At 73.3% G+C, this 26549-nt stretch carries 20 protein-coding genes; 15 read left to right on the top strand and 5 right to left on the bottom strand.

Annotated features, from left to right (window positions below):
* The first annotated feature begins 9 nt into the window (after window positions 1–9).
* A complete protein-coding gene (locus ACZ5D2_RS23410; protein WP_371676360.1) occupies window positions 10–1011 on the top strand; it encodes an ROK family protein in 1002 nt (333 codons plus the stop codon).
* On the opposite strand, the gene ACZ5D2_RS23405 is transcribed toward ACZ5D2_RS23410, so the two are convergent.
* A complete protein-coding gene (locus ACZ5D2_RS23405; protein WP_371676359.1) occupies window positions 1001–1996 on the bottom strand; it encodes a TAXI family TRAP transporter solute-binding subunit in 996 nt (331 codons plus the stop codon). The two genes, ACZ5D2_RS23410 and ACZ5D2_RS23405, sit on opposite strands and share 11 nt — an antisense overlap.
* Before the next feature lie 604 nt (window positions 1997–2600).
* On the opposite strand from ACZ5D2_RS23405, the gene ACZ5D2_RS23400 reads away from it, so the two are divergent.
* From ACZ5D2_RS23400 to ACZ5D2_RS23390, 3 genes are all read left to right on the top strand, one after another.
* On the top strand, window positions 2601–2780 hold the full coding sequence (locus ACZ5D2_RS23400; RefSeq protein ID WP_371676358.1) for a hypothetical protein: 180 nt from the start codon (window positions 2601–2603) through the stop codon (window positions 2778–2780).
* On the top strand, window positions 2777–4294 hold the full coding sequence (gene miaB, locus ACZ5D2_RS23395) for a tRNA (N6-isopentenyl adenosine(37)-C2)-methylthiotransferase MiaB (protein ID WP_266842793.1): 1518 nt from the start codon (window positions 2777–2779) through the stop codon (window positions 4292–4294). Before ACZ5D2_RS23400 ends, miaB begins: the two co-directional genes overlap by 4 nt.
* A 167-nt stretch (window positions 4295–4461) precedes the next feature.
* Window positions 4462–5169 carry a class III extradiol dioxygenase subunit B-like domain-containing protein gene (locus ACZ5D2_RS23390; RefSeq protein ID WP_371676357.1) on the top strand — a complete coding sequence of 236 codons (708 nt, stop codon included), beginning with the start codon at window positions 4462–4464 and terminating at the stop codon, window positions 5167–5169.
* An 88-nt stretch (window positions 5170–5257) separates the two neighbouring features.
* On the opposite strand, the gene ACZ5D2_RS23385 is transcribed toward ACZ5D2_RS23390, so the two are convergent.
* Together ACZ5D2_RS23385 and ACZ5D2_RS23380 are read right to left on the bottom strand one after the other, a co-directional pair.
* On the bottom strand, window positions 5258–5503 hold the full coding sequence (locus tag ACZ5D2_RS23385) for an antitoxin (protein WP_371676356.1): 246 nt from the start codon (window positions 5501–5503) through the stop codon (window positions 5258–5260).
* 22 nt (window positions 5504–5525) lie between these two features.
* Window positions 5526–5753 carry a hypothetical protein gene (locus tag ACZ5D2_RS23380; RefSeq protein WP_468931659.1) on the bottom strand — a complete coding sequence of 76 codons (228 nt, stop codon included), beginning with the start codon at window positions 5751–5753 and terminating at the stop codon, window positions 5526–5528.
* Between the two features lie 164 nt (window positions 5754–5917).
* Here ACZ5D2_RS23380 and miaA point away from each other — a divergent pair, with 164 nt between their 5' ends.
* From miaA to hflX, 6 genes are all read left to right on the top strand, one after another.
* Window positions 5918–6856 carry a tRNA (adenosine(37)-N6)-dimethylallyltransferase MiaA gene (gene miaA, locus ACZ5D2_RS23375; protein ID WP_266842798.1) on the top strand — a complete coding sequence of 313 codons (939 nt, stop codon included), beginning with the start codon at window positions 5918–5920 and terminating at the stop codon, window positions 6854–6856.
* Window positions 6857–7025: 169 nt separating this feature from the next.
* Window positions 7026–7541: a hypothetical protein gene (locus ACZ5D2_RS23370; RefSeq protein WP_371676354.1), complete on the top strand. Its 516-nt coding sequence runs from the start codon at window positions 7026–7028 to the stop codon at window positions 7539–7541.
* A 260-nt stretch (window positions 7542–7801) separates the two neighbouring features.
* Window positions 7802–8677 carry a diaminopimelate epimerase gene (gene dapF, locus ACZ5D2_RS23365; RefSeq protein ID WP_371676353.1) on the top strand — a complete coding sequence of 292 codons (876 nt, stop codon included), beginning with the start codon at window positions 7802–7804 and terminating at the stop codon, window positions 8675–8677.
* A 140-nt stretch (window positions 8678–8817) separates the two neighbouring features.
* Window positions 8818–10908: a RelA/SpoT family protein gene (locus tag ACZ5D2_RS23360; RefSeq protein WP_371676352.1), complete on the top strand. Its 2091-nt coding sequence runs from the start codon at window positions 8818–8820 to the stop codon at window positions 10906–10908.
* 175 nt (window positions 10909–11083) lie between these two features.
* Window positions 11084–12640: a M1 family metallopeptidase gene (locus ACZ5D2_RS23355; RefSeq protein WP_371676351.1), complete on the top strand. Its 1557-nt coding sequence runs from the start codon at window positions 11084–11086 to the stop codon at window positions 12638–12640.
* A gap of 210 nt (window positions 12641–12850) precedes the next feature.
* A complete protein-coding gene (gene hflX, locus ACZ5D2_RS23350) occupies window positions 12851–14356 on the top strand; it encodes a GTPase HflX (protein ID WP_371676350.1) in 1506 nt (501 codons plus the stop codon).
* 105 nt (window positions 14357–14461) lie between these two features.
* Here hflX and ACZ5D2_RS23345 read toward each other — a convergent pair whose 3' ends face one another.
* Window positions 14462–15637: a trypsin-like serine peptidase gene (locus tag ACZ5D2_RS23345; protein ID WP_371676349.1), complete on the bottom strand. Its 1176-nt coding sequence runs from the start codon at window positions 15635–15637 to the stop codon at window positions 14462–14464.
* 280 nt (window positions 15638–15917) lie between these two features.
* Between ACZ5D2_RS23345 and ACZ5D2_RS23340 the strand changes: the two genes are divergently transcribed.
* The 5 genes from ACZ5D2_RS23340 to ACZ5D2_RS23320 all read left to right on the top strand — a co-directional run bounded on the left by ACZ5D2_RS23340 (window position 15918) and on the right by ACZ5D2_RS23320 (window position 25199).
* Window positions 15918–17408, top strand: a complete 1491-nt coding sequence (locus ACZ5D2_RS23340) for a diaminobutyrate--2-oxoglutarate transaminase family protein (protein WP_371676348.1) — start codon at window positions 15918–15920, stop codon at window positions 17406–17408.
* Between the two features lie 1080 nt (window positions 17409–18488).
* Complete coding sequence (locus tag ACZ5D2_RS23335; protein WP_468931672.1) at window positions 18489–20417, top strand: IucA/IucC family protein; 1929 nt, start codon at window positions 18489–18491, stop codon at window positions 20415–20417.
* Between the two features lie 31 nt (window positions 20418–20448).
* Entirely contained in the window at window positions 20449–21150 is a 702-nt protein-coding gene (locus tag ACZ5D2_RS23330) for a GNAT family N-acetyltransferase (protein WP_468931650.1), read from the top strand.
* 169 nt (window positions 21151–21319) lie between these two features.
* Window positions 21320–23176, top strand: coding sequence for an IucA/IucC family protein (locus tag ACZ5D2_RS23325; protein ID WP_371676346.1), 1857 nt, complete (start codon window positions 21320–21322; stop codon window positions 23174–23176).
* 52 nt (window positions 23177–23228) lie between these two features.
* Window positions 23229–25199 (top strand): ATP-dependent DNA helicase, encoded by a 1971-nt coding sequence (locus ACZ5D2_RS23320; protein ID WP_468931646.1) that lies wholly within the window; start codon window positions 23229–23231, stop codon window positions 25197–25199.
* Between the two features lie 173 nt (window positions 25200–25372).
* Here the strand turns inward: ACZ5D2_RS23320 and lexA are convergent, their stop codons facing one another.
* A complete protein-coding gene (lexA, locus tag ACZ5D2_RS23315) occupies window positions 25373–26164 on the bottom strand; it encodes a transcriptional repressor LexA (RefSeq protein WP_030239576.1) in 792 nt (263 codons plus the stop codon).
* Between the last annotated feature and the right edge of the window lie 385 nt (window positions 26165–26549).

Raw genomic sequence — 26549 nt, 5'->3', positions numbered from 1 at the left:
GCGCCCACCGTGACCAGCCCCACCTCAGCCCTCCCCGCGCCCCGCACCGTCGCCGCGGCCACCGGACCGACCGTGGCGATCGACATCGGCGGCACGAAGATCGCGGGGGCCCTGGTCCACCCCGACGGCACCATGACCGCCGTCACCCGCCGCCCGACCCCGCGCGCCGGCGACGCCGAAGCGGTCATGGCGGCCGTCGGCGAGGTCGTCGCGGACCTGTCCGGAGCCCCGATGTGGGAGCAGGCCGTACGGTGCGGCATCGGCAGCGCGGGCCCGGTGGACACGTCCCGGGGCACGGTGAGCCCGGTCAACATCGGTGCCTGGCGCGGTTTCCCCGTCCAGGAGCGGGTCGCCGCCGAACTGCGGGCGCGCGGCGCCCGGATCCCGGTCGTCCTGGCGGGCGACGGCGTGGCGATGACGGCCGCGGAACACTGGCTCGGCGCGGCCCGGGGACACGCCAACGCCCTGTGCATGGTGGTCTCCACCGGTGTCGGCGGCGGCCTGATCCTGAACCACCAGCTCCACGCCGGCCCCACCGGCAACGCAGGTCACATCGGCCACATCAGCGTCGCCTTCGACGGGGAGCCCTGCGTCTGCGGAGGCCGCGGCTGCGTCGAATCCCTGGCCTCGGGCACCGCCATCGCCCGCTGGGCCCGGGAGCAGGGCTGGAGCGGCCCCGACCCGACGGCGGCCGGCGTGGCCGCCTCCGCCGAAGCCGGCGACCCGGTGGCCCTGGCCGCCTTCGACCGGGCCGGCCGCGCCCTGGCCGCCGCCATCGCCGCCACCGCGACCCTGGTCGAGACCGACATCGCCGTCATCGGAGGCGGGGTCGCCGCAAGCGGGGACACCCTCTTCGAACCGGTCCGGCGCCACCTGGCCTCGTACGCGACCCTGTCCTTCGTCCGGGACCTGCGGGTCGTCCCGGCCGCACTGGGCACCCACGCCGGGCTGATCGGGGCGGCCGCCGCCGCGATGATGCTGCAGCCCGGCGGCGGTTCCGCTACGGCTTGACCGAGCGGTAGTACCGCCGGGCCCCCTCGTGCAGGTCCAGCGGGTCCGTGTAGATCGCCGTCCGCAGGTCCACCAGCTGCGCCGCGTGCACCTCGTGCCCGATCCGGTCGCGGCTGAGGATCACCGTGCGGGTGAACTGCTCCGTCAGCGCCTCGCTGGTGTCCTCACGGGTCACCAGCAGGTTCGGCACGGCCAGGGTGGCCACCGACGAGGTGTTGCGGGCCCGCGCGTACGCGTCCTGCGGCATCACGGCGGGGCGGTAGTACCGGGCGGGGCTCCCGCTGGCCTGGAGCCTCTCCACCAGGTCGCCCAGCTGCACGAGCCGGATGTCGAAACGCTCCGACAGCTCGCGCACCGCGTTCGTCGGCAGTCCGCCCGACCAGAAGAAGGCGTCGATCCGGCCCGCTTCCAGCTCCGCCGGCATGGTGTCGATGCCGATCGAGACCGGCGTGATGTCCTTCGCCGGGTCCAGCTTCGCCGCCGTCAGCAGCCGCTCCGATATCAGCCGGACCCCCGAACCGTCCTGGCCCACCGCGACCCGCTTGCCGCGCAGGTCGCGGGCCGACTGCACGGGGGAGCCCGCGGGCACCACCAGCTGCACGTAGTCGTCGTAGAGCCGGGCGACCCCGCGCAGCCGCGACGCTCCCGGTTTGCCGTCCAGCCGGTACTTGGACACCGCGTCCGCCGTCGCCACCGTGAAGTCGGCCGTCCCGTCGGCCACGCGCTGAAGGTTCTGCTGCGATCCCTCACTGGTCTCCAGCCGGACCCTGACCCCGGGCAGGTCGCTGGCGAGCGCCTGCTCCAGCAGCTGGCCGTAGCGGTGGTAGACGCCCGTACGGACGCCCGTGCTGAAGGTCAGGTCCCCCTTCAGCTCCGGCTGCCCGAAGGGGTTCAGCCACCAGAGCAGCGCCGCGAGCACACCGACCACGGCGACCAGGCCCTGGAGGGCGCGGCGCCGGGAGATACGGGGAGGTACGCGGAACATGCGGGCGATCCTGCCACCCGCCCGGCGTCCTGTCACGGGCCGCCCGCCCCGCCCCCTCCCGAGCCCCCACCCGCCGCGGCCGGCCCGCCTTGCCGTCCCCCCCTCGACGCTCCGCGACCCCGGACCCGCGCCCGGCACCGCTTGCGCCCGGCAGGGGCCGTCCTCCGTGCCACAGCCGCCGAACGCCGCGAGCTGGCCGACGTACTGGACACCCTCACCCCCGCCCAGTGGGTCGCCCCGTCCCTGTGCGCGGGCTGGAGCGTCCGCGAGGTCGCCGCCCACATGTCGCTCGGCTTCCGCACCTCGCTGCCCGGCTTCGCCGCCGAACTCCTCAAGGCGCGCGGCAGCCTCCACCGGATGACCGGCCGCACCGCCCGCCGCGACGCGGCCGCCTTCACGACGGGCGAGCTCGCCGCCCTGCTCCCGCGACCACGCCCACCACCCCTGGAAGCCCCCGGCCGGCGGTCCCACCGGGGGCCTCGCCCACGACGTCGTCCACGGCCTCGACATCACCGTCGCCCCCGGCCACCCGCGCCGTGTCCCCGAGGACCGGCTGCGCCTCCTGCTGGACGCCGTCACCCCGCGCGGCCTGCGCTTCTTCGGAGTGGACCTGACCGGCATCCGGCTGTGTGCCGATGACATCGACTGGTCCCACGGCAGCGGCGACCCCGTCCACGGCCGGGCCCAGGACCTGCTGCTCGTGCTCTTCGGCCGCCGCCTCCCGGCGGGCACGCTGAACGGGGGGCCGGAGGGCTCCCGGGTACCGCCTACCCTTGTTGCATGACCAGCAGCAGCGACCGGAGCCCGGCAGTGGACCCCAAGGGAACTTACGAGGTGCGCACCTACGGGTGCCAGATGAACGTGCACGACTCCGAGCGACTCTCCGGTCTGCTGGAGGACGCGGGTTACGTCCGCGCGCCCGAGGGCTGCGACGGCGACGCCGACGTCGTCGTCTTCAACACCTGCGCCGTCCGCGAGAACGCCGACAACAAGCTCTACGGCAACCTCGGCCGCCTCGCCCCGATGAAGACGAAGCGCCCCGGCATGCAGATCGCCGTCGGCGGCTGCCTCGCCCAGAAGGACCGCGACACGATCACCAAGCGCGCCCCCTGGGTCGACGTGGTCTTCGGTACGCACAACATCGGCAAGCTGCCCGTCCTGCTGGAGCGCGCCCGCGTCCAGGAGGAAGCCCAGGTCGAGATCGCCGAGTCGCTGGAGGCCTTCCCCTCCACGCTCCCGACCCGCCGCGAGTCCGCGTACGCCGCCTGGGTCTCGATCTCCGTCGGCTGCAACAACACCTGCACCTTCTGCATCGTCCCGGCGCTGCGCGGCAAGGAGGAGGACCGCCGTCCCGGCGACATCCTCGCGGAGGTCGAGGCGCTGGTCGCCGAGGGCGTCTCCGAGATCACCCTGCTCGGCCAGAACGTCAACGCCTACGGTTCCGACCTCGGCGACCGGGAGGCCTTCAGCAAGCTGCTGCGCGCCTGCGGACAGATCGAGGGCCTGGAGCGGGTCCGCTTCACCTCCCCGCACCCGCGCGACTTCACCGACGACGTGATCGCCGCCATGGCCGAGACCCCGAACGTGATGCCGCAGCTCCACATGCCGATGCAGTCCGGCTCCGACCCGATCCTCAAGGCGATGCGCCGGTCCTACCGGCAGGAGCGCTTCCTCGGGATCATCGAGAAGGTCCGCGCCGCGATCCCGCACGCCGCGATCTCCACCGACATCATCGTGGGCTTCCCCGGCGAGACGGAGGAGGACTTCCAGCAGACCATGCACGCCGTGCGCGAGGCCCGCTTCGCGAACGCCTTCACCTTCCAGTACTCCAAGCGCCCCGGCACCCCGGCCGCCGACATGGAGGGCCAGATCCCCAAGGAGGTCGTCCAGGACCGCTACATGCGCCTGGTCGCCCTCCAGGAGGAGATCTCCTGGGAGGAGAACAAGAAGCAGGTCGGCCGCACCCTGGAGGTCATGGTCGCCGAGGGCGAGGGCCGCAAGGACGGCGCCACCGCCCGCCTCTCCGGCCGCGCCCCCGACAACCGCCTGGTGCACTTCACCAAGCCGGACGAGGACGTGCGCCCCGGCGACGTGGTGACCGTCGAGATCACCTACGCCGCCCCGCACCACCTCCTCGCCGAGGGGCCGACCCGCGAGGTGCGGCGCACCCGCGCCGGCGACGCCTGGGAGAAGCGCAACGCCGCCCCGGCGCAGCCCGCCGGAGTCATGCTCGGCATCCCCACCCTCGGCGTCCCGGCGCCGCTGCCGGTCGCCACGTCGGGCTGCGCGATCGACTGAGCCCCACCCGAGGCCGTCCGGGCCGGTCCCTCGACCGGCCGGTCCCTCGTCCGGCCGGGCTCCCTCCGGTCGGGCTCCCACAGGCCCGCGTCCGGCCCGGTCCCGGCCCGGTCCCGGCCCGGGGCCGGTCTGGCCCGATCGGCGGGGTAACCCCTAGGCTGCGGATCATGCTCGTAGCCGCCGCCGTCTGCCCCGCACCGCCGCTCCTCGTGCCGGAGGTCGCCGCGGGCGCCGCCGCCGAACTGCGCGACGCCCGTACCGCCTGCTCCGACGCGCTCGCCGTGCTCGCCGCCTCCCGGCCCGACCTGCTGGTCGTGGTCGGGACCGCCGACGCCGACCACACCGGGCCCTACCCCCAGGGCTCCCGCGGCGGCTTCCACGGCTTCGGGGTCGACGCCGACGTCCGCCTCGGCGCGGGTGAGGAGGGGCCGCGGTCGCTGCCCGTCTCCCTGGCCGTCGGCGCGTGGCTGCTGGGCCGCGCCGGCTGGGGCGCCGCCCCCGTCGAGGGCCTCGGCGTGGCCGCCCCCGCCGCACCGGAGGAGTGCCTGCGCACCGGCCGGGAACTCGCCGCGCGCGACGCGCGCGTCGCGCTGCTCGTCATGGGCGACGGCAGCGCCTGCCGGACCCTGAAGGCCCCCGGATACCTCGACGAACGCGCCGCCGCCTTCGACGCCGCCGCCGGCCGGGCCCTCGGCGCCGCTGACATCGCGGCCCTGGCCGCCCTCGACCCCACCCTCGCCGCCGAACTGCAGGCCGCCGGACGCGCCCCCTGGCAGGTCCTCGCGGGCGCGGCCGAGGACGCCGGTCTCGACGGCCGGCTGCTGTACGAGGACGCCCCCTACGGCGTCGGCTACTTCGTGGCCACCTGGTCCTGAGTCGGGGCCCCGGCACGGTCGACCCGGCACGACGAAGGGGCGCGGGACCGGTGCTCTCCCGGTCCCGCGCCCCTTTCCGTACCGTGCGTCAGGAAGCGGCCGGCGGCGTCGGCCCGCCGGGGGTGTCCTTGTGCGCGATCTTGCCCAGGGCGTCCTTCGCCTTGTCCGTGCCGGTCGTGATCCGGTCGCTGTACTTGCCGTGGGTCTTGGAGTCCACCGCCTTGGCGACCTTGTCCAGCCCCTCGCCGATCTTCCCCTCGTGCTGCTGAGCGAGATCGCCGACCTTGTCCTTGGCCGGAGCGAGCTTGGCCTTCAGATTGTCCAGCAGGCCCATGGGTCACCTTCCAGTGGCGTGGCTACTTGCGGGCGCCCTCGCCGGCCTCGCTGTCCGCGGCCGCATCCGCCGACTGCTGCTTCGGAATCTCCACGGCTTCCGCCGCCGGAGCCTCCGTCGCGGCGGGTTCGGTCTTGGCCTCCTCGACTTCCTCGGCCGCGGGTTCCGCCGGTTCCGTCACGGCCTCGGCCGCTGCGGAATCGGCCGAAGCCCCGTCCTTGCGTCGACGAAACCGACTGAAAACGCCCATGTCTACTCCCATAACGCTACTCGTGCGGGTGAAGTTCCGCGTGGTCCGGCCCGGCCTCCGCCGGGCGTGCGCCCGGCCCGAACCTCTTCAGGGCAACGACCCCCGCCGCGCCCCGTCACGTAACCCGATCGGGTACATGCCGTTCGGTTTGCGAGACTGTCCCGGTGAGGAATGCAGCCCCCGCCCCGCGGGTCATCGCCGTCGTCGGTCCCACCGCGGCCGGAAAGTCCGATCTGGGCGTCGCCCTGGCCCGACACTTCGACGGCGAGGTCGTCAACGCCGACTCCATGCAGCTGTACCGCGGGATGGACATCGGCACCGCCAAGCTGACGGTCGAGGAACGCGGAGGGGTCCCGCACCACCTCCTCGACATCTGGGACGTCACCGAGACCGCCAGCGTCGCCGAGTACCAGCGCCTCGCCCGCGCCGAGATCGACAAGCTGCTCGCCGAGGGCCGCACCCCGGTCCTCGTCGGCGGGTCCGGCCTCTACGTCCGCGGCGCGCTCGACGCCATGGAGTTCCCCGGCACCGACCCCGGGGTACGGGCCCGCCTGGAGGAGGAGGCCACCCTGCGCGGCCCCGGCGCCCTGCACGCGCGCCTCGCCGCCGTCGACCCGGCGGCGGCCGCCGCGATCCTGCCGGGCAACACCCGCAGGATCGTCCGGGCCCTGGAGGTGATCGAGATCACGGGCAAGCCCTTCACCGCCAACCTGCCCGGCCACGAGTCCGTCTACGACACCGTCCAGATCGGCGTCGACGTGGCCCGGCCGGAGCTCGACGAACGGATCGCGCTGCGCGTGGACCGGATGTGGGAGGCCGGACTGGTCGACGAGGTCCGCGCCCTGGAGGCCCGCGGCCTGCGCGACGGGATCACCGCCTCCCGCGCCCTCGGCTACCAGCAGGTCCTGGCAGCCCTCGCGGGGGAGTGCACCGAGGAGGAGGCCAGGACCGAGACCGTCCGGGCCACCAAGCGCTTCGCGCGCCGCCAGGACTCGTGGTTCCGCCGCGATCCCCGCGTCCACTGGCTCAGCGGGGCCGCCGCGGACCGCGGGGAACTCGCCGGACTCGCGCAGTCGTTGGTCGAACGAGCGGTTACAGCCTGATCACGTGATGGCATCGGGAAGCCCCGTGCGCCCGTCCGGGGCCCGGGACCGTGCCATCATCAAACTTCTGAACAGCGGCGTACGAAGTCCGAAGTGGGGAGGGCGCGTGGCTATGGAGGCCGGCCCTCGTGACACCGGGCGGGACGACACCAGACAGGAAGCGGACCCGATGCTTCACGGAGCCCCCGGCGGCCCCGCGGGGCCGGGCGGAACCGGCGGGTCCGTCGGCTCCGAAGCCCTGGAGTCCGTGGACGCTCCCGACGGCCTGGGTCTGCCCGCGGATCCCGCGCGGCTGACCCCGGACGGCCCCGACGCGCCCGAGCCGGGCAGCGAGGACGCCTCCGGCCCCGCAGTCGAGGTCGAGCTGCGCCCGCAGCGCCGGCTGCGGATCTGGCAGATCGCCCCCATCGTGATCCTGGCCGCCGCCGGCTCCCTGATGTTCGCCTTCCCCCTCGCCTTCGAGTTCGGGGACGGCGGCGCCGTCGTCGCCATGCTGGGCTTCCTCATCAGCTCCTGCGCGGGCGGCTGGGGGATGATGGCCGCGCGCCGCGTCGGCTACACCTGGCCGGGGCTCCCGCCGCGCGGCAGCGGCCGCCGCCCCGACTGGCGGATGGCCGGGCTGTACGCGCTGGTCGCGCTGGCCGTCGTAGCGCTCGCGGTCTACCGGGTGGCGCGGCTCCGCTAGGGGGTGTCTGACGGATATCCGCGGCGTCGCGACGCCCGGCACGCACTCTCGCCGCACCGACCGAAAGCCCAAGTACGTCCAGTACGCGGGCTTCCGGTCGGCACGCCGAGAGCACGCACCGGACGCCGCTCCTTCCCCACGGACATCCGTCAGACACCCCCTAGGCCCTGGGCCCGCCGCGCGGGGCGGACGTCCCCGCGCCGCTGACACCTCGCTGACCTGCTCCGGCCGGGCCCGGGGACGCTCGGTACGATGGGCGGGTGACGCACACCACCCTCTCCTTCCTCAAGGGCCACGGGACCGAGAACGACTTCGTGATCGTCCCGGACCCGGACAACGCCATCGAGCTGCCCGCGAGCGCCGTCGCCGCCCTGTGCGACCGGCGCGCCGGCATCGGGGCCGACGGTGTGCTCCACGTGGTGCGCTCCGCCGCCCACCCCGACGCGGCACACCTGGCCGACCGTGCCGAGTGGTTCATGGACTACCGCAACAGCGACGGCTCCGTCGCCGAGATGTGCGGCAACGGCGTGCGCGTCTTCGCCCGCTACCTCCACCACGCCGGCCACGTCGAGCCCGGCGACCTCGCCGTGGCCACCCGGGGCGGCGTCAAGCAGGTGCACCTCGCCAAGACCGGCGACGTCACCGTCTCCATGGGCCGCGCCGAACTCCCCGAGGGGGAGGTCACCGTCTCCGTCGGCGAGCACACCTGGCCCGCGCGGAACGTGAACATGGGGAACCCGCACGCGGTGGCGTTCGTTGAAAGCCTCGACCAGGCCGGAAACCTGTACAGCCCGCCGCCGTTCAGCCCCGCCTCCGCCTACCCCACCGGGGTCAACGTCGAGTTCGTCGTCGACCGCGGCCCCCGGCACGTCGCCATGCGCGTCCACGAGCGCGGCTCCGGCGAGACCCGGTCCTGCGGCACCGGCGCCTGCGCCGTCGCCGTGGCCGCCATCCGCCGTGACGGCGTCGACCCCGCCGTCACCGGCGAACCGGTCACGTACACCGTCGATCTGCCCGGTGGCACGCTCGCCATCACCGAGCACCCCGACGGGCGGATCGACATGACCGGACCGGCCGTCATCGTGGCCTCGGGGGAGTTCGAGGCGGCCTGGCTCAGCGAAACGGCTTTCGCCTGAAGATTCCCTCTCATGGGTGATCCGTTTCACGCTGAGCGAGAGGTGGACTGCGCCACGTGGTGGGGCCGGTAACATCAGGCACCGGCCCTGAGGGCTCACCCCATGCCCGCCACCGCCGGTCGAAGCCGTCGGAGGTGCCCATGAGTGCAGAGGCCACGAACCCCGAAGCACATGCCGAAGTGCGTCCTGAGCTGCGCAGACGTGGCCGGACCCGGCTGGATCTGCGCCGCCTGGGACGAGCCGCCCTGCTCGGGCCCGCGTCCCGGGACCGGCTTCCGGACGCCATCGGACACGTAGCAGAAGCGCACCGTGCCCACCATCCGGACGCCGATCTGTCCATTCTGCGGAGGGCCTACCTCCTCGCGGAGACCTCCCACCGCGGCCAGATGCGCAAAAGCGGTGAGCCGTACATCACACATCCGCTCGCCGTCACGCTCATCCTCGCCGAACTCGGCGCCGAGACCACCACCCTGACGGCCTCTCTCCTCCACGACACCGTCGAGGACACGGACGTGACCCTCGATCAGGTCCGCGCCGAGTTCGGCGACGAGGTCTGCTTCATCGTCGACGGGGTCACCAAGGTCGAGAAGATCGACTACGGCGCCGCCGCCGAACCGGAGACCTTCCGCAAGATGCTCGTCGCCACCGGCAACGACGTCCGCGTGATGTCCATCAAACTCGCCGACCGGCTGCACAACATGCGCACCCTCGGCGTGATGCGCCCCGAGAAGCAGGCCCGCATCGCCAAGGTCACCCGCGACGTCCTGATCCCCCTCGCCGAACGGCTCGGCGTCCAGGCCCTGAAGACCGAGCTGGAGGACCTCGTCTTCGCCATCCTCCACCCCGAGGAGTACGCGCACACCCGCGCGCTCATCGCCGCCCACGCCGGTGACGTCGACCCGCTCCCCGCCATCGCCGACTCCGTGCGCGCCGTCCTGCGCGACGCCGGGATCGCCGCCGAGGTACAGGTACGGCCGCGGCACTTCGTCTCCGTCCACCGCATCTCCCGCACCCGGGGCGAACTGCGCGGCTCCGACTTGGGCCGCATCCTCGTCCTCGTCGCCGAGAACGCCGACTGCTACGGGGTCCTCGGCGAGCTGCACACCTGCTTCACCCCGGTCGTCTCCGAGTTCAAGGACTTCATCGCCGCCCCGAAGTTCAACCTCTACCAGTCCCTGCACACCGCGGTCGCCGTCCCCGAGGGGTACGTCGCCGAGGTCATCGTCCGCACCCGCCAGATGCACCGGGTCGCGGAGGCGGGCGTCGTCGCCCTCGGCAACCCGTACACCACCGGCACCCGGGCGGAAGCGGCGGTCAGCGACGAGGAGCGCGTCGACCCCACCCGTCCCGGCTGGCTCTCGCGGCTCCTCGACTGGCAGCAGTCCGCGCCCGACCCGGACACCTTCTGGAGCGTGCTGCGCGCGGAGCTGGCCCAGGACCGTGAGATCACCGTGTTCCGCGAGGACGGGGACGCCACCGCCGCGATCAGCCTGCCCGCCGGGGCCAGCTGTATCGACGCCGCCTACGCCCAGTACGGCGAGGCGGCCCACGGCTGTATCGGCGCCCGGGTCAACGGGCGCCTCACCTCCCTGTCCTCCCCGCTCTCCGACGGGGACACCGTGCAGCTGCTGCTCGCCCACGACGCCTCCTCCGGGCCGGCCGCCGACTGGCTGGAGCACGCCCGGACCCCCGCCGCCCGGATCGCCATCGGCAGCTGGCTCGCGGCCCATCCCGACGGCGCCGGACCCGACGCCGCGGCCCCCCGGGCGCCGCTGTCCGTGACCGGGCTGCGGGGCGGAGGGGGCAACGCCGTCGTCGACCTCCCCGACGCCCACGTACGGCTCGCCGGCTGCTGCACTCCGGTGCCGCCCGACGCGGTCGCCGGGTTCGTCGTCCGGGGCGGGGCCGTCACCGTGCACCGGATCCACTGTCCGGCGGTGGACCAGATGCGTTCCGTGGGCCGCACCTCGGTCGCCGTGCACTGGCGGGCCACCGCGGACTGCCGCGTCACCCTGCTCGCTGAATCGTTCGGCCGCCCGCACCTGCTGGCCGATCTGACCGAGGCCATCGCCCGTCAGGGGGTCGAGGTGATCTCGGCCACCGTGGAGCCGCCGGTCGAGCAGCGGGTCCACCACTCCTACACGCTGCAACTGCCCGACGCGACGGGCCTGCCCGCCCTGATGCGCGCCATGCGGGACGTGCCGGGCGTCTACGACGTCAGCCGGGCCTGAGACTTCCGGGGGAAGGGCGGGGCCCGGGTCCTCGGATCCGGAGCGGCGCGGTACGGCGTGAGGGGGCGTACGCCGGGGGAGTGAGCGGGGCGGCCAACGGCGGGCGCCACACGTTCGGGTGCCCCCGTCGCGCGTCGCTCGCGGGCGCGCTCCGGGCGCTGGTAAGCGGTGGTGGATGCAGCTCACCTCCCCGCGCCTGCGCGCCGCCCTCCTCGCGGCGGCCTCCCTGACCCTCGTCGCCGCCGTGCTGCCCCCGCCGAAGCCCCTGGGCATCGGCGACCGGCTGTTCCCGGAGCTCGGCAACCCGGGGTACGACGTCCTCTCGTACGACCTCTCCCTCACGTACAAGGACAACCTGACCCCCCTCGACGCGGTCACCGTCATCGAGGCCCGCACCCTGGAGCCGCTGGAGCGGATCAACCTGGACTTCACCAACGGGACGGTGGCTTCCGCCGAGGTCAACGGGGAACCGGCGGGCGTCGAGAGCGTCGGGGAGGACCTCGTGCTGACCCCCGCGCACGCCGTGGCCGCGGGGACGCCGCTGCACCTCGTCGTCCGGCACACCAGCGACCCGCGAGGCCGCGCCGACGGCGGCTGGGTGCCCACCGAAGACGGCCTGGCCATGGCCAACCAGGCAGACGCCGGCCACCGCGTCTTCCCCTGCAACGACCATCCCGCGGACAAGGCGTACTTCACCTTCCGGATCACCGCCCCCGCCGGGACGACGGTCGTCGCCAACGGGGTCCCGAGCAGCCTCCCCTCCGCCCGCGCGGGGGGCGCGGCGGTGTGGACGTACAAGACCCTGCACCCGATGGCCACCGAGCTGGCCCAGGTCTCGGTCGGCCGGTCCGCCGTGGTCCACCGCACGGGGCCGCACGGACTCCCGCTGCGCGACGTCGTGCCCGCCGCCGACCGGGAGCGGCTGGAGCCCTGGCTGGGGAAGACCCCGGGGCAGATCGAGTGGATGGAACAGCGGGTCGGCCGCTACCCCTTCGAGAACTACGGCGTGCTGATCGCGCGGGCCAAGACCGGCTTCGAGCTGGAGACGCAGACCCTCTCCCTCTTCGAACACGGCCTCTTCGCGGGAGAGGGCTACCCCGAGTGGTACGTGGAGTCCGTCATGGTCCACGAGCTCGCCCACCAGTGGTTCGGCGACAGCGTGACCCCGCGGACCTGGTCCGACCTGTGGCTCAACGAGGGACACGCGACCTGGTACGAGGCCCTCTACGCGGACGGCCTCGGCAAGTACTCCCTGGACCGGCGCATGCGCGAGGCCTACCAGCGCTCCGACCAGTGGCGCGCCGCGGGCGGCCCCCCCGCGGCCCCCAAGGCGGCGGCCCCGGGGGAGAAGATCGGGCTGTTCCGGCCGGTGGTCTACGACGGGGCCGCGCTGATCCTCTACGCACTGCGGCAGGAGATCGGAACCGAGGCCTTCGACCGGGTCGAACGGAACTGGGTGGCGGAGCACAAGGACGGGACAGCCGGCACGGACGACTTCGTACGCCTGGCCTCCCGCGAGGCGGGACGCGACCTGGAGCCCTTCCTGGAGCCGTGGCTCTACGGGCAGACCACGCCGCCGATGCCGGGACACCCGGAGTGGAGCAGCCCCGCGACCCCGAAGGCGAGCCCGAAGCCGACCCCGAAGGCAGCTCCCGCACCGCGTGCCGAGACGGCTCCCGGGACGGCCCCGAAGGCGGCCCCGGCGGATCCGGCCGCCGGAAAAACGGTATGACGGGCCAGGAACGGGCATGTCACCATCGACGAGGCCGACCGGGGAATCACCGGACGCGGTCACACGTTGGACGTGACAGCGCTTGGTCACGCGCAGCGGTACCTTTGGCCCTGACCTGGTCTTGACCGTGGACATGCTCCCGGTCTCCGACCGTGATCATGGCAGTGACCGCGGTCGGCGCGGACGCAATCGAATCGACGTAAGGATCCAATGACCTCCTCTTCTTCCCCTTCCCAGGACCCGCGGGACGCGCAGAACGTGCGGGACTCGCAGAGCTTCACCGAGAGCCTTCGGGCCGATGCCCTGATGGAAGAGGACGTCGCCTGGAGCCACGAGATCGACGGAGAGCGGGACGGCGACCAGCTCGACCGCTCCGAGCGCGCGGCCCTGCGCCGCGTCGCCGGTCTCTCCACCGAACTCGAAGACGTCACCGAGGTCGAGTACCGACAGCTCCGCCTGGAGCGCGTGGTCCTCGTCGGTGTGTGGACCTCCGGGACCGTGCAGGACGCCGAGAACTCCCTCGCGGAGCTCGCCGCCCTCGCCGAGACCGCGGGCGCCCTCGTCCTCGACGGCGTGATGCAGCGTCGCGACAAGCCCGACCCGGCCACCTTCATCGGCTCCGGCAAGGCCCGCGAACTGCGCGACATCGTGCTGGAGAGCGGCGCCGACACCGTCGTCTGCGACGGTGAGCTCAGCCCCGGCCAGCTCATCGCGCTCGAAGACGTCGTCAAGGTCAAGGTCGTCGACCGGACCGCGCTCATCCTCGACATCTTCGCCCAGCACGCCAAGTCCCGAGAGGGCAAGGCGCAGGTCGCGCTCGCGCAGATGCAGTACATGCTGCCGCGCCTGCGCGGCTGGGGCGCCTCGCTGTCCCGGCAGATGGGTGGCGGCGGCGGTGGCGGCATGGCCACCCGAGGCCCCGGTGAGACCAAGATCGAGACCGACCGGCGCCGCATCCGCGAGAAGATGGCCAAGATGCGCCGGGAGATCGCGGAGATGAAGACCGGCCGCGACATCAAGCGGCAGGAACGGCGCCGCAACAAGGTGCCCTCGGTCGCCATCGCCGGCTACACCAACGCCGGCAAGTCCTCCCTGCTCAACCGCCTCACCGGTGCGGGCGTCCTGGTGGAGAACGCACTGTTCGCCACCCTCGACCCGACCGTGCGCCGCGCCGAAACCCCCTCCGGCCGGGTCTACACCCTGGCCGACACGGTGGGCTTCGTCCGGCACCTGCCCCACCACCTCGTCGAGGCGTTCCGCTCCACGATGGAGGAGGTCGGCGACTCCGACCTCATCCTGCACATCGTGGACGGCTCGCACCCGGCACCGGAGGAGCAGCTGGCGGCCGTGCGCGAGGTGATCCGCGAGGTCGGCGCGGTCAACGTGCCCGAGATCGTGGTCATCAACAAGGCGGACGCCGCGGACCCGCTGGTCCTGCAGCGCCTCCTGCGCATCGAACGGCACTCCATCGCCGTCTCGGCGCGCACCGGAATGGGCATCGAGGAACTCCTCGCGCTCATCGACGCCGAGCTGCCCCGGCCCGAGGTCGAGGTGGAGGCGCTGGTGCCGTACACCCGCGGCGGGCTGATCGCCCGGGCGCACGCCGAGGGCGAGGTCATCTCCGAGGAGCACACCCCGGAGGGCACCCTGCTCAAGGCCCGGGTCCACCAGGAACTCGCGGCGGACCTGGCACCGTACGTGCCCGCCAAGCAGTAACCGGACAGCGGACACGGCACCACAGCGCACGGCACCACACCGCACCACACGACCGAGGGCCCCTCGCACAGGCGAGGGGCCCTCGGTCGTGTCATGCCCCGCGGCTCACTTGAACTTGCCGCTGACCGCCTCGTAGATACCCTTGGCCTCCGGGCCCAGCCTGGGGCCGGCCAGCCAGCCCGCCTTGGCGGGGCCGATCGAGGTGTTCGACACCAGCGCCGGCTTGCCGTCGGCGCCCGCCGCGACCCAGCCGCCACCGGAGGAACCACCGGTCATCGTGCAGCCGATCCGGTACATCACCGGGTCCGCCTGGGTCAGCGCCAGCCGGCCCGGCTTGTCCGCGCACTGGAACGCCTTCTGCCCGTCGAAGGGCGCCGCCGCCGGATAGCCCGTCGCCGTGATGCTCGCGACCTTCGGCACGGCCGGGGCGCTGAACTCCACCGGGAGCGCCGAGCCGACCGTCTCCTCCAGCGACTTGCCGCTGCCCTTCTCCGGGGTCACGTGCAGCACCGCGAAGTCGTAGGGGGCACCCGCGCCTCCCGTCGGACCGCCGGTCGCGATCCACTGGTCCGACGTCTGCGCCCAGTCGCTCCACCACACGCCGTACGGGGCCACCTGCTCGCGCGGCGCGCCCTTGAGCGCCGCCGCCGGCCGGCCCGCGTTGTTGTACGACGGGACGAAGGCGATGTTGCGGTACCAGCCGCCGGCCTTGCCCGCGTGGACGCAATGGCCCGCAGTCCAGACCATGTTGGACTTGCCCGGGTGGGCCGGGTCCTTCACCACGGTCGCCGAGCAGACCATCGAGCCCTCGGGGCCGTCGAAGAAGACCTTGCCGGAGGCGGGAACGCTCGTGTGGTACGGCGCGGAGGCCGGCTTCGCCGCCACGGCCGCCGGCGTCGGGTCGGTGACGCCCTGGTCCTTGCCCGCGTCCGGGTCGACCGCCGGGCGCTGCGGCTGCTCGGCGTCACGCATGCGGTCGGGGTCCCACAGGCCGTCGATGATCGGGTTGACGTAGTCGCCCGCCTCGCGGAGCCAGTCCTCCTTCTTCCAGTTCTTCCACGCGCCCCCCTTCCACTTCTCCATGTCGAACCCGTGCTGCTTGAGCCTGTCCTTGAGCTCCTGCGGAATCTTGATTCCGTCCGTGGCGGCGGAGGGCGGGGGCGCGGCCACGGTCGGCTTGGCGTCGCCGCCCGCCTCGCCGTCGCCGGGCCCGCACGCCGCGGCGGTCAGCGCCAGCGCTGCCACGCACAGGATCGCGGTGACCGGTCGGTTCGGTCGCATGTCGTAAGTCCCCCTGGTGTTTCGAGGTGTTGAGGCGGTGTCGTCCGGGTGGATCGCAGCACCCCACTATGCCGCCGTGAGGGAGGACGGTGCCTCCCGGGTCGGTGGTTCCTGCCTCCGGGCCCCGCCCAGACGTCACGCGCGGATGCCCCGTCCGTCCTCGTGTGCCCCTTTCCGTCGTCCTCGCCCGTTCGTGCCGACGGCCAAGGATCTTCCGCCGACCCGTGATCCGTCGCCGTCACCGTCGTTGGTACGTACGGGGGATGGAGCAGCAGCGTTCATGTTCGAGACGCAATCCGGAAGAGCAACCCGTGCGGGAGGACCGACAGTCGTGGCCTTGACCGAGCCGACCGCAGCCGCGGCACAGACCCCGCCGCAGACATCCGCACAGACCTCTCCGCAGGTTCCGCCGCATGTTCGGCCGCATGTTCGGCCGCCGGAACCGCCGCTGGTCCCGGCACAGGGGAGCCGTGCGCCCGCCGCTGCCGAGGGCATCCTGCGCAGGCAGGCTCTGCGGGAGTCCGCCGCCCGGACGTACGCCCGCTCGCTGCCCATCGTCCCCGTACGCGCCCGGGGGCTGACGATCGAGGGGGCCGACGGGCGGCGCTACCTCGACTGCCTCTCCGGAGCGGGGACCCTTGCCCTCGGGCACAACCACCCCGTCGTCCTCGAAGCCATCCGCGGGGTCCTCGACTCCGGGGCCCCGCTGCACGTGCTCGACGTGGCGACCCCGGTCAAGGACGCCTTCACCACCGAGCTGTTCGCCAACCTGCCCGCGGGACTGGCCGCCGACGCCCGCGTCCAGTTCTGCGGCCCGGCCGGGACGGACGCCGTCGAGGCCGCGCTGAAACTGGTCCGCGCCGCCACCGGCCGCACCGGGCTGCTGGCCTTCACCGGGGCCTACCACGGCATGACCTCCGGGGCCATGGACGCCTCGGGCGGCGCCACCGACGTACGGGTGACCCGGCTCCCGTACCCGCAGGACCACCGCTGCCCGTTCGGGGTCGGCGGCCCCGAGGGCGCCCGGATCGGCGCCCGTTGGACCGAGAGCCTGCTGGACGATCCCAAGAGCGGGGTGCCCCTGCCCGCCGGCATGATCGTCGAGCCCGTCCAGGGCGAAGGCGGCGTCCACCCGGCCCCGGACGCCTGGCTGCGCAGGATGAGGGAGATCACCTCCGTCCGGGGCATCCCGCTGATCGCCGACGAGGTGCAGACCGGCGTCGGCCGCACCGGCGCCTTCTGGGGCGTCGACCACGCGGGCGTGGTGCCCGACGTGATGGTGCTGTCCAAGGCGATCGGGGGCAGCCTGCCGCTCGCCGTGATCGTCTACCGCGCGGAGCTGGACGTCTGGACGCCGGGAGCCCATGCCGGAACGTTCCGTGGGAACCAGCTCGCCATGGCGGCGGGCACCGCCACGCTCGCCTACGTCCGCCGCAACGGCCTCGCCGAGCGCGCCGCCGTCCTCGGCGGGCGGATGCTCACGGCCCTGCGCGGGCTGGCCGCCGACCTGCCCTGCGTCGGGGACGTCCGCGGTCGAGGCCTGATGATCGGCCTCGAACTCGTCGACCCCGACACCGGAGCCACGGCCCCCGCCCTCGCCGCCGCCGTCCGCCAGGAGTGCCTGGACCGCGGACTGATCGTCGAACTCGGCGGCCGGGATTCCAGCGTCGTACGCCTGCTGCCCCCGCTGACCCTGACCGACGAGCAGGCCACCGCCGTCCTGGACCGACTGGCCGACGCCCTCCCCGCCGCGGCCCGCCGGCCCCTCTGACCCGCACCCCAAGGACCCCCGATGCCCGACCCCACCCCCCACCCCCCAACCGACCGGCCAACCACCGAGGCCTCCCCCTCGACCCCCGCCCTGACGGACCGGCCGACGACGCCGTCCTCCCCGTCGGCCGCCGTCCCATCGGAGTGGACGGCCACCGCGTCCTCTCCGTCGGCCGCCGCCCCGTCGGACCGGCCAGCCACCGCGTCCTCTCCGTTTGCCGCCGCCCCGTCGGACCGGACGGCCACGCCGTCCTCCCTCTCGGCTGCCGTTCCGTCGGACCGGACAACCAGCGAGGGCTCCCCGTCGGCCCTGGTCTCGACGGACCGGACAGCCACGCCCTCCTCCCCGTCGGCTCCCGCTCCGACCGGCCGGGCGTCCTCTCAACCCGTCACCAACCCTGCCGATCCGGTGGCCGGTCCGCCCCCGGAGCCCACGCTCCAGGGCCGCACCCCGAAGCTCACGCCGGCCCCGGACCCCACACCTGACGGCCCTGCCTCAACGCAGACGGCTCCCCGTCCCCTGCCCACCACCGGGCCGGACCGCCATGCCCCCCTGCAGCCCGCCCCTCGCGGCCACGCGCCGACGGATCAGACGGCACCCCTTGCCTCGGCCGCAGTCCCCGCCCCGCAGCAGTGCCCGCCCCCGGGGCCCACCCGACCCGACAACGCCCCGACGGACCAGGCGGCCCGTCTCCTGCCCGATGCGGTCGGCCCGGATCCCTCAGTTCCCGGCCGCGCTCCCGCGGACCTCGCGGCGGACCAGCCGACGGACCGGGCAGCCCCCCGCCCCCCGAGCGGTTCGGCGGCCGGCTCGGCTCCGGGATCCGCCCTCACCGGCCGCGCCCCGGCAGCCCAGCCTGTCTCCAGGCCTCCGATCGCTTCGACCGGTCCGGACTCCACCCCGGCACACACCCGGGACCCCGAACTTCCCCACGGCCCCCAGACGGCCACCACGGACCCGGCCGCCCCCGCAGGTCCGGTGTTCGGGGTGGGCCCGGAAGCCGTTGTTCCAGGTCGTGCTCCGGCGCCGCACGGGCCGGAGGACCCCGCGCTTCCGGAGGAACCGGCGCACCGCCCGGTCATCGCCGCCGGGACGGGTTTCGACCCGGACCGGCCGGAGGAGCCCGCGCCGGAGGCGGCCGCCCCTTCCGGGCAGCCGGGCGCGGTCCGGCAGCCCGCCGGGATCTCCCCGGCGGGTACCGTGCCCCGGCAGAAGGACGGCACCCCGCGCCCCCGACCCGGCGGTACGGGACCCGTCGGCCCCGAACCGGCCGTGCTGCCCGACCTGCTCGACCACCCCGACCCGGCCGTCGCGGCCGAGGCCGCCACGGTGGAGAACCTGCTGCGGTGCTGGGTCCGCGAGAGCGGCGTCCCCCGCCCCGACGGGCCCGTCGGAACCCTGCTCCGCATCCCCCTCCCCGCATCCGGCGCCGCCCTCCTCGTCCCCGTCCGCCACTGGTCCCCGGCAGGCTGGCACCGCTTCGCACCCGCCCGCCTGGAAGGCGCCCCCGCCCACGCCCCCGCCGTCGACGCCGTCACCCTGGCCGCCCTCATCGCCCGCGAGGGCACCGGCCGCGGAGGGGCCGACCTCGTCGGCCGGGTCGCCGACTCGGTGCGCCGCACCGCCGAGTTCATCGCCGACCGGCGCCAACGCCCCGAGGCCCCCGTCCCCATCACAGGGGACCGCTTCCTCAGCGCGGAACAGTCACTCCTCCTCGGTCACCCCCTCCAGCCGGACCCGAAGAGCCGCGAAGGACTCTCCGAAGCCGAAGTACGCCACTACTCACCCGAACTGCACGGCTCCTTCCCCCTGCACTGGATCGCGGTCGCACCCACCGCCCTCGCCACCGACTCCGCCTGGACCGAACGGGGCCGCCCGGTCTCCGCCGCCCAACTCCTCGCCCGGCTCGCCCCGGGACTCCCGACCCCCGCCGGCACCACCCCCCTCCCCCTGCACCCCTGGCAGGCCCGCGACCTCCTCCAGCGCCCCGCCGTCACCGCCCTGCGCGACGCGGGACTCCTCACCGACCTGGGCCCCCACGGCGCCCCCTGGTACCCCACCTCCTCCGTCCGCACGGTCCACCGCCCAGGCGCCCCCGCGATGCTCAAGCTCTCCCTGGGCCTGCGCATCACCAACTCCCGCCGCGAGAACCTCCGCAAGGAACTCCACCGCGGCGTCGAGGTGCACCGACTGCTGCGCACCGGCCTCGCCGAGCAGTGGCAGGCAGCCCACCCCGGCTTCGACATCGTCCGCGACCCCGCCTGGGTCGCCGTCGACTCCCCGGACGGCACCCCCGTCCCCGGACTCGACGCCCTGCTGCGCCACAACCCCTTCCACTCCGACGACGACGCCGTCTGCGTCGCCGCGCTCACCGCCCTCCGCCCGTGGCCCGGCCGGACCACGGTGCGCTCCCGGCTCGCCGACACTGTCTCCCGGCTCTCCCTCTCCACCGGACGCTCCACTTCCGCCGTGGCCGCCGAGTGGTTCCTGCGCTACCTCGACCACGTCGTCCTGCCGGTCCTCGCGTTCGACGCGCTCGCCGGCATCGCCCTCGAAGCACATCAGCAGAACACCCTCGTCCTCCTCGACCGGGCCGGCTGGCCGGTCGGCGGCCGCTTCCGCGACAACCAGGGCTACTACTTCCGAGACTCCCGGCGCGCCGAACTGGAACAGCGGCTCCCCGGCATCGGCAGAGCCAGTGACACCTTCGTCCGCGACGCCGTCACCGACGAACGCTTCGCCTACTACCTCGGCATCAACAACGTGCTCGGCCTCATCGGCGCCTTCGGATCCCAGCGGCTGGCCGACGAGCGTGTACTCCTCGCCGCCTTCCGCCGCTTCCTCGGCAAGGCCGCGGGCCTCGGTCCGCTCCCCGCGCAGCTGCTGGACTCACCCACCCTCCGCTGCAAGGCGAACCTGCTCACCCGCCTGGGCGGCCTCGACGAGCTCGTGGGCCCCGTCGAAACGCAGTCCGTCTACGTCACCATCGCCAACCCCCTCCACGACTGACGCGCTCCCACCGACACGGAGAAGAGCCCCGATGCCCTCCACCGACACGACCGCCTACTCCGGCACCGCATCCACCACCGGCCCCGGCCTTTTCCGCCCCACCGCACTCAGCCCCGCCAAACGCCGGCTCACCGCCCGACTGCTGCCCCTGCTCGCCGAGGCGGACCTCCTCGACTCACCCGCCGACTGGGACACCGCAGCCACCCCGGCCGGGGACTTCCGTCTCGAACCCGTACGGCCGGACCGCGACCTGGAACTCCTGACCGGCTGGATGAACGACCCCGAGGTGGCCGCCTACTGGGAGCTCGACGGGCCCGCCACCGTTACAGCCGCCCACCTGCGGGCGCAGCTCGACGCGGACGGCCGCAGCATCCCCTGCCTCGGCCTCCTCGACGGCACGCCGATGAGTTACTGGGAGATCTACCGAGCCGATCTCGACCCCCTCGCCCGTCACTACCGGGCGCGCCCCCACGACACCGGTATCCACCTGCTCATCGGAGACCGCGCCCACCGCGGTCGTGGTCTGGGCGCCACACTGCTGCGCGCCGTCGCCGGCCTGGTCTTCGACCACCGGCCCCGCTGCGCACGCGTCATCGCCGAACCGGACATCCGCAACACCCCCTCCGTATCAGCCTTCCTGACCGCCGGTTTCCGCTACTCCGCGGAAATCCAGCTCCCTGAGAAGCGCGCCGCCCTGATGATCCGGGAGCGGTCGCTGCGCAATCTCCTCTGACCGCCCTCCCCCGACCGTTCTTCTTGGGCGGTCCCCCTCTGACCGTCCCCCTTCGACGGTCGTTCTCCACCAGCCCTTCCCCGATCGCCGCGCCGCGTCCGGTGGTGCAACGCCTCTCCCTTCGAAAACTCTGCGTCACGCAGCAAAGTTCCCGATCCCGAGGAGTCCCGTGCCGAATTTCCCCGCAGCCCCCGACTCCGCCGAGCCCGTCCTGCCCCCGTCACCGCAACATCCCTGCACGCCGCCCGAACTCAACCGCCCGACCTGGGACCTCGCCGCCCGCCGCCTGCTCGCCAAGATGATCGGCGAGTTCGCGTACGAGGAGATCGTCAGCCCCGTCCCCGCCCCGGCCGCCGCCGGGGACGCCTGGACGCTGGCCCTCGACGACGGGAGCGCCCTCGGCTTCCGCGCCCGCCGCCGCGCCTACGGGAGCTGGCACGTCACACCGGACACCATCACCCTCACCCCGGCACCCCCCTCCACCCGGCCCCCGGTCGCCTACGGGGACCCCTACGACTTCCTCGTCCGGGCCCGCACCCTCCTGCGCCTCGACGGCCCCACCCTCGGCCACCTCGTCCACGAGCTCAGCGCCACCCTCGCCGCCGACGCGCGCCTCGACCACCACGCGCTCACCGCCGACGTCCTCGCCGACCTGGACTACGCCGACCTCGAAGGCCACCAGACCGGACACCCCTGGCTCGTCCTGAACAAGGGCCGGGTCGGATGGTCCGCCGCCGACGCCGCGACCTGGGCGCCCGAGGCCCGCAACCGCCAGCGCCTGCCGTGGTTGGCGGCCCACACCTCCCTCGCCGAGTACCGCGGCACCGCCGGCCTCGAAGACCCCGCACGCCTGTACTCGGCCGAACTCGACCCGGTCACGCGCGCCGCCTTCGACCAGGCCCTCCGCGACCGGGGCCTCGATCCCCGCGGCTACCTCTACCTCCCGGTCCATCCCTGGCAGTGGGACGAGATCGTGCTCCCGCTCTTCGCCCCCGCCCTCGCCTCGGGCGCACTGGTCCCGCTCCCCGCCGACCTCGACACACGGCTCCCGCAGCAGTCCATCCGCACGTTCCTGAACCTCACCCGGCCCGACCGTCACAGCGTCAAACTGCCGCTGTCCGTCTTCAACACGATGGTCTGGCGCGGCCTGCCCAGCGACCTCACTCTCGCCGCTCCCGCCGTCACCGCCTGGATCCACTCCCTCCGCGACGCCGACCCCTTCCTGAGCCGCGAGTGCGGGGTCGTCCTGCTCGGCGAGGTCGCCTCCGTCACCGTCCGCCACCCCGTCTACGACCGGCTCCCCGAGGTGCCCTACCAGTACAAGGAACTCCTCGGAGCGATCTGGCGCGAACCCCTGACCGGCCACCTCGCCCCCGGCGAACGCGCCCGCACCCTCGCCTCGCTCCTCCACGTCGACCCACGCGGCCGCGCCTTCACCGCCGAACTCGTCGCCCGGTCCGGACTGACACCCACCGCCTGGCTGCAACACCTCTTAGCCGCCCTGCTGCCCCCGCTCCTGCACTTCCTCTACCGCTACGGCACCGTGTTCTCCCCGCACGGCGAGAACACCATCGTGATCTTCGACGAGCAGGACGTACCGGTCCGCCTCGCGGTCAAGGACTTCGTCGACGACATCAACATCAGCAGCGAGCCGCTGCCGGAGCACGCCTCCATGCCCGACGAGGTCAGGGCGGCCCTCCTCACCGAGCCCCCCGGCTACCTCACCCAGTTCATCCACTCGGGACTCTTCGTCGGCGTCTTCCGCTACCTCTCCGCCCTCTGCGAGGACCGGCTCGGCCTCCCGGAGAGCGACTTCTGGTCCCTCGTACGGGCGGAGATCCTGCGCCACCAGGCCCGCTTCCCGGAGTTCAAGGACCGCTACGAGCTGTTCGACCTGCTCACCGAGCGGATCGACCGGCTCTGCCTCAACCGGAACCGACTGCACGAGGACGGCTACCGCGACCGCCCCGACCGTCCGCACGCCGTCACGCACGGCACGGTCGCCAACCCCCTGCACCACCCGTGAGTGATGATCGATGCGTCCGCTGTCGGTGGCGCCCCGTAGGGTTGGCACTGCTATGACGAAGCCCTCCCTCCCCGACCTGCTGCATGCCGCCGTCTCCGCCGTCGGCGGCACGGAGCGGCCCGGCCAGGTGGCCATGGCCGAAGCCGTCGCCGAAGCGATCGACGACAACTCCCACCGGCTGATCCAGGCCGGCACCGGCACCGGCAAGTCCCTCGGCTACCTGGTGCCGGCCCTCGCCCACGGCGAGCGCGTGGTCGTCGCCACCGCGACGCTGGCCCTGCAGCGCCAGCTCGTCGAGCGCGACCTGCCGCGCACGGTGGAGGCCCTCCACCCGCAGCTGCGTCGGCGACCGCAGTTCGCCATGCTCAAGGGCCGGTCGAACTACCTGTGCCTGCACCGCCTGCACGAGGGGGCGCCGCAGGACGAGGAGGAGGGCCTCTTCGACCAGTTCGAGGCGGCCACCCCCACCAGCAAGCTCGGCCAGGACCTGCTGCGCCTGCGCGACTGGGCGGACGAGACCGAGACCGGCGACCGCGACGACCTCACGCCCGGCGTCTCGGACAAGGCCTGGAGCCAGATCTCCGTCTCCTCCAGGGAATGCCTGGGCGCCACGAAATGCGCCTACGGTGCCGAATGCTTCGCGGAGGCGGCCCGGGAGCGGGCCAAGCTGGCCGACGTGGTCGTCACCAACCACGCGCTGCTCGCGATCGACGCCATCGAGGGTGCCCCCGTCCTGCCGCAGCACGAGGTGCTGATCGTGGACGAGGCCCACGAGCTGGTCTCCCGCGTGACGGGGGTGGCCACCGGCGAACTCACCCCCGGTCAGGTCAACCGGGCCGTGAAGCGTGCCGCCAAGCTGGTCGACGAGAAGACGGCGGACTCCCTCCAGACCGCCTCCGAGACCTTCGAGCGGGTCATGGAGCTGGCGCTCCCGGGCCGCCTGGAGGAGGTTCCCGAGGACCTCGGCTACGCGCTGATGTCCCTGCGGGACTCCGCCCGCAGCGTGATCTCCGCGATCGGCGCCACCCGCGACAAGTCCGTCCACGACGAGGACGCCGTCCGCAAGCAGGCACTGGCCGCGGTCGAGAACGTCCACGCCGTGGCGGAGCGGATCATGAACGGCTCCGAGTACGACGTCGTCTGGTACGAGCGCCACGACCGCTTCGGCGCCACCCTCCGGGTCGCACCGCTCTTGGTGTCCGGGCTGCTGCGCGAGAAGCTGTTTGAGGACCGCTCGGTGGTTCTCACCTCCGCCACCCTCAAGCTGGGCGGCGACTTCAACGGGGTGGCGGCCTCCCTGGGCCTCTCCCCGGAGGGCGTCGAGGGGGACGACGTGCCCGTGTGGCGGGGCCTGGACGTCGGATCGCCGTTCGACTATCCCAAGCAGGGCATCCTCTACGTCGCCAAACACCTCGCCACCCCGGGCCGCGAAGGCACCCGCGGGGACATGATGGACGAGCTGGCGGAGCTCATCGAGGCGGCCGGCGGTCGTACCCTCGGTCTCTTCTCCTCCATGCGCGGGGCCAAGGCGGCCGCCGAGGAGCTGCGCGGTCGGCTGGAGAACCCGATCCTGCTGCAGGGAGAGGAGACGCTGGGCGAGCTCATCAAGGCCTTCGCCGCCGACCCGAAGACCTGCCTGTTCGGAACGCTCTCGCTCTGGCAGGGGGTGGACGTCCCCGGACCCAGCTGTCAGCTCGTGATCATGGACCGGATCCCGTTCCCGCGTCCGGACGACCCGTTGATGAGCGCCCGGCAGAAGTCGGTGGAGGAGCACGGGGGCAATGGCTTCATGGCCGTCGCGGCCACCCACGCCGCACTGCTCATGGCCCAGGGAGCGGGTCGGCTCGTACGGGCCTCCGGAGACCGGGGCGTCGTCGCGGTGCTGGACCCCCGGCTGGCCACCGCCCGCTACGGAAGCTTCCTGAGGGCCACCCTGCCGGACTTCTGGTACACCACGGACCGCAACCAGGTCCGCCGCTCGCTGGCCGCGATCGACGCCACCGCCAAGGCCGACGGGAAGTAGCAGGCGCCGGGAAGCGGCCGCCGGGAAAGCAGTCGGCGGGGCGATGTGGCCCTCGGCGGGCGAGCGGCCCGCCCCGGTCTCCGTGCCGGCACCGGGCGTACCCGTACGTGGGCATGGAACAGCTCCGGGACCGGCGCAGTGGGTCCCGGAGCTGGCTGAGGGGCGGCGGGGTCTCAGACCCGGCGCAGTACCGCGACGACCTTGCCGAGGATGGTGGCTTCGTCGCCGGGGATCGGCTGGTAGGCGGCGTTGTGCGGGAGCAGCCAGACATGGCCGTCTTCGCGCCGGAAGCGCTTGACGGTGGCCTCGCCGTCGAGCATCGCGGCGACGATGTCGCCGTTCTCCGCGACGGGCTGGCGGCGGACGGTGACCCAGTCGCCGTCACAGATGGCGGCTTCGATCATCGAGTCGCCGACGACCTTGAGGACGAACAGTTCGCCGTCGCCGACGAGCTGGCGGGGGAGCGGGAAGACGTCCTCGACCGACTCCTCGGCGAGGATCGGACCGCCGGCGGCGATCCGGCCGACCAGGGGAACGTAGGAGGCGGCGGGCTTGCCCGTGGTGTCGGTGGGCTGCGAACTCGGCTGGTCCGAGCCGCGCACCTCGTAGGCGCGGGGACGGTGCGGGTCGCGGCGCAGGAATCCCTTGCGCTCCAGGGCCATGAGCTGGTGTGCCACGGAGGAGGTGCTGGAGAGGCCCACGGCCTGGCCGATCTCGCGCATCGACGGCGGGTAGCCGCGCCTCTGCACCGAGTCCCGGATGACCTCGATGACCCTCCGCTGCCGGTCGGTGAGCCCGGAGCTGTCGGCGCGGATGCCTGGAGGTCGCCCTGGCAGCGAGCGTGCGGGGCGTACGGGCTCCGCCTCCGGGTTCAGGCTTGCGTCGTTCATGGCATGCACCGGCTCGAGTCGGCTCTGGGAGCGGTTCTGGGCAGTGATGGTGGCACTGTCTGCGGTGGTGGTCACGTCGGCCCCTCTCGAAATGTTCTCCCTAGCTGGACAACGGTAGTAGCTTTCGAAAGGTTGCGCCAAACACACGTTCGAGTGAAAAATCGCGGATCCCCCACCTGGGCTAGATCGGTGGGTGTATGGACGGTCGGCCCGGAGGTCGGTCGAGAGGGTGTCCCGCCGGCCGGTTTCCCGAACGCGGGTTCGGCTCCGCGTCTGCTGCTTACGGTACCCTTCCCGGTCGGACCGCCACCTCTCGGGCCCGCGTCCAGTGTGGCAGCGGGAGGCCCCTTCCCCGGTCATCGGACACCGCGACACGCGGAGCGGCGCAAATCAGCCGCAACCCAAGATCTAGTGGTTGGATGAGCGGCGCCACCCAGAAGTTGTGGTCCTCGGTCTGCTG

This window comes from Streptomyces sp. NPDC031479, assembly GCF_055581065.1.
The sequence above is the reverse complement of the archived record's forward strand: the minus strand, read 5'-3'. Positions and strand labels throughout refer to the sequence as shown.

Excerpts from the sequence above, each read along its gene's own strand:
- ACZ5D2_RS23330 (WP_468931650.1), top strand. The coding sequence starts at position 20,449 with ATGCCCTCCACCGACACGACCGCCTACTCCGGCACCGCATCCACCACC.
- ACZ5D2_RS23380 (WP_468931659.1), bottom strand. The coding sequence starts at position 5,753 with ATGGGCGTTTTCAGTCGGTTTCGTCGACGCAAGGACGGGGCTTCGGCC.
- ACZ5D2_RS23345 (WP_371676349.1), bottom strand. The coding sequence starts at position 15,637 with ATGCGACCGAACCGACCGGTCACCGCGATCCTGTGCGTGGCAGCGCTG.
- ACZ5D2_RS23320 (WP_468931646.1), top strand. The coding sequence starts at position 23,229 with ATGACGAAGCCCTCCCTCCCCGACCTGCTGCATGCCGCCGTCTCCGCC.
- hflX (WP_371676350.1), top strand. The coding sequence starts at position 12,851 with ATGACCTCCTCTTCTTCCCCTTCCCAGGACCCGCGGGACGCGCAGAAC.
- ACZ5D2_RS23355 (WP_371676351.1), top strand. The coding sequence starts at position 11,084 with ATGCAGCTCACCTCCCCGCGCCTGCGCGCCGCCCTCCTCGCGGCGGCC.
- miaB (WP_266842793.1), top strand. The coding sequence starts at position 2,777 with ATGACCAGCAGCAGCGACCGGAGCCCGGCAGTGGACCCCAAGGGAACT.
- ACZ5D2_RS23405 (WP_371676359.1), bottom strand. The coding sequence starts at position 1,996 with ATGTTCCGCGTACCTCCCCGTATCTCCCGGCGCCGCGCCCTCCAGGGC.
- ACZ5D2_RS23390 (WP_371676357.1), top strand. The coding sequence starts at position 4,462 with ATGCTCGTAGCCGCCGCCGTCTGCCCCGCACCGCCGCTCCTCGTGCCG.
- ACZ5D2_RS23340 (WP_371676348.1), top strand. The coding sequence starts at position 15,918 with ATGTTCGAGACGCAATCCGGAAGAGCAACCCGTGCGGGAGGACCGACA.
- ACZ5D2_RS23370 (WP_371676354.1), top strand. The coding sequence starts at position 7,026 with ATGCTTCACGGAGCCCCCGGCGGCCCCGCGGGGCCGGGCGGAACCGGC.
- ACZ5D2_RS23385 (WP_371676356.1), bottom strand. The coding sequence starts at position 5,503 with ATGGGCCTGCTGGACAATCTGAAGGCCAAGCTCGCTCCGGCCAAGGAC.
- ACZ5D2_RS23360 (WP_371676352.1), top strand. The coding sequence starts at position 8,818 with ATGAGTGCAGAGGCCACGAACCCCGAAGCACATGCCGAAGTGCGTCCT.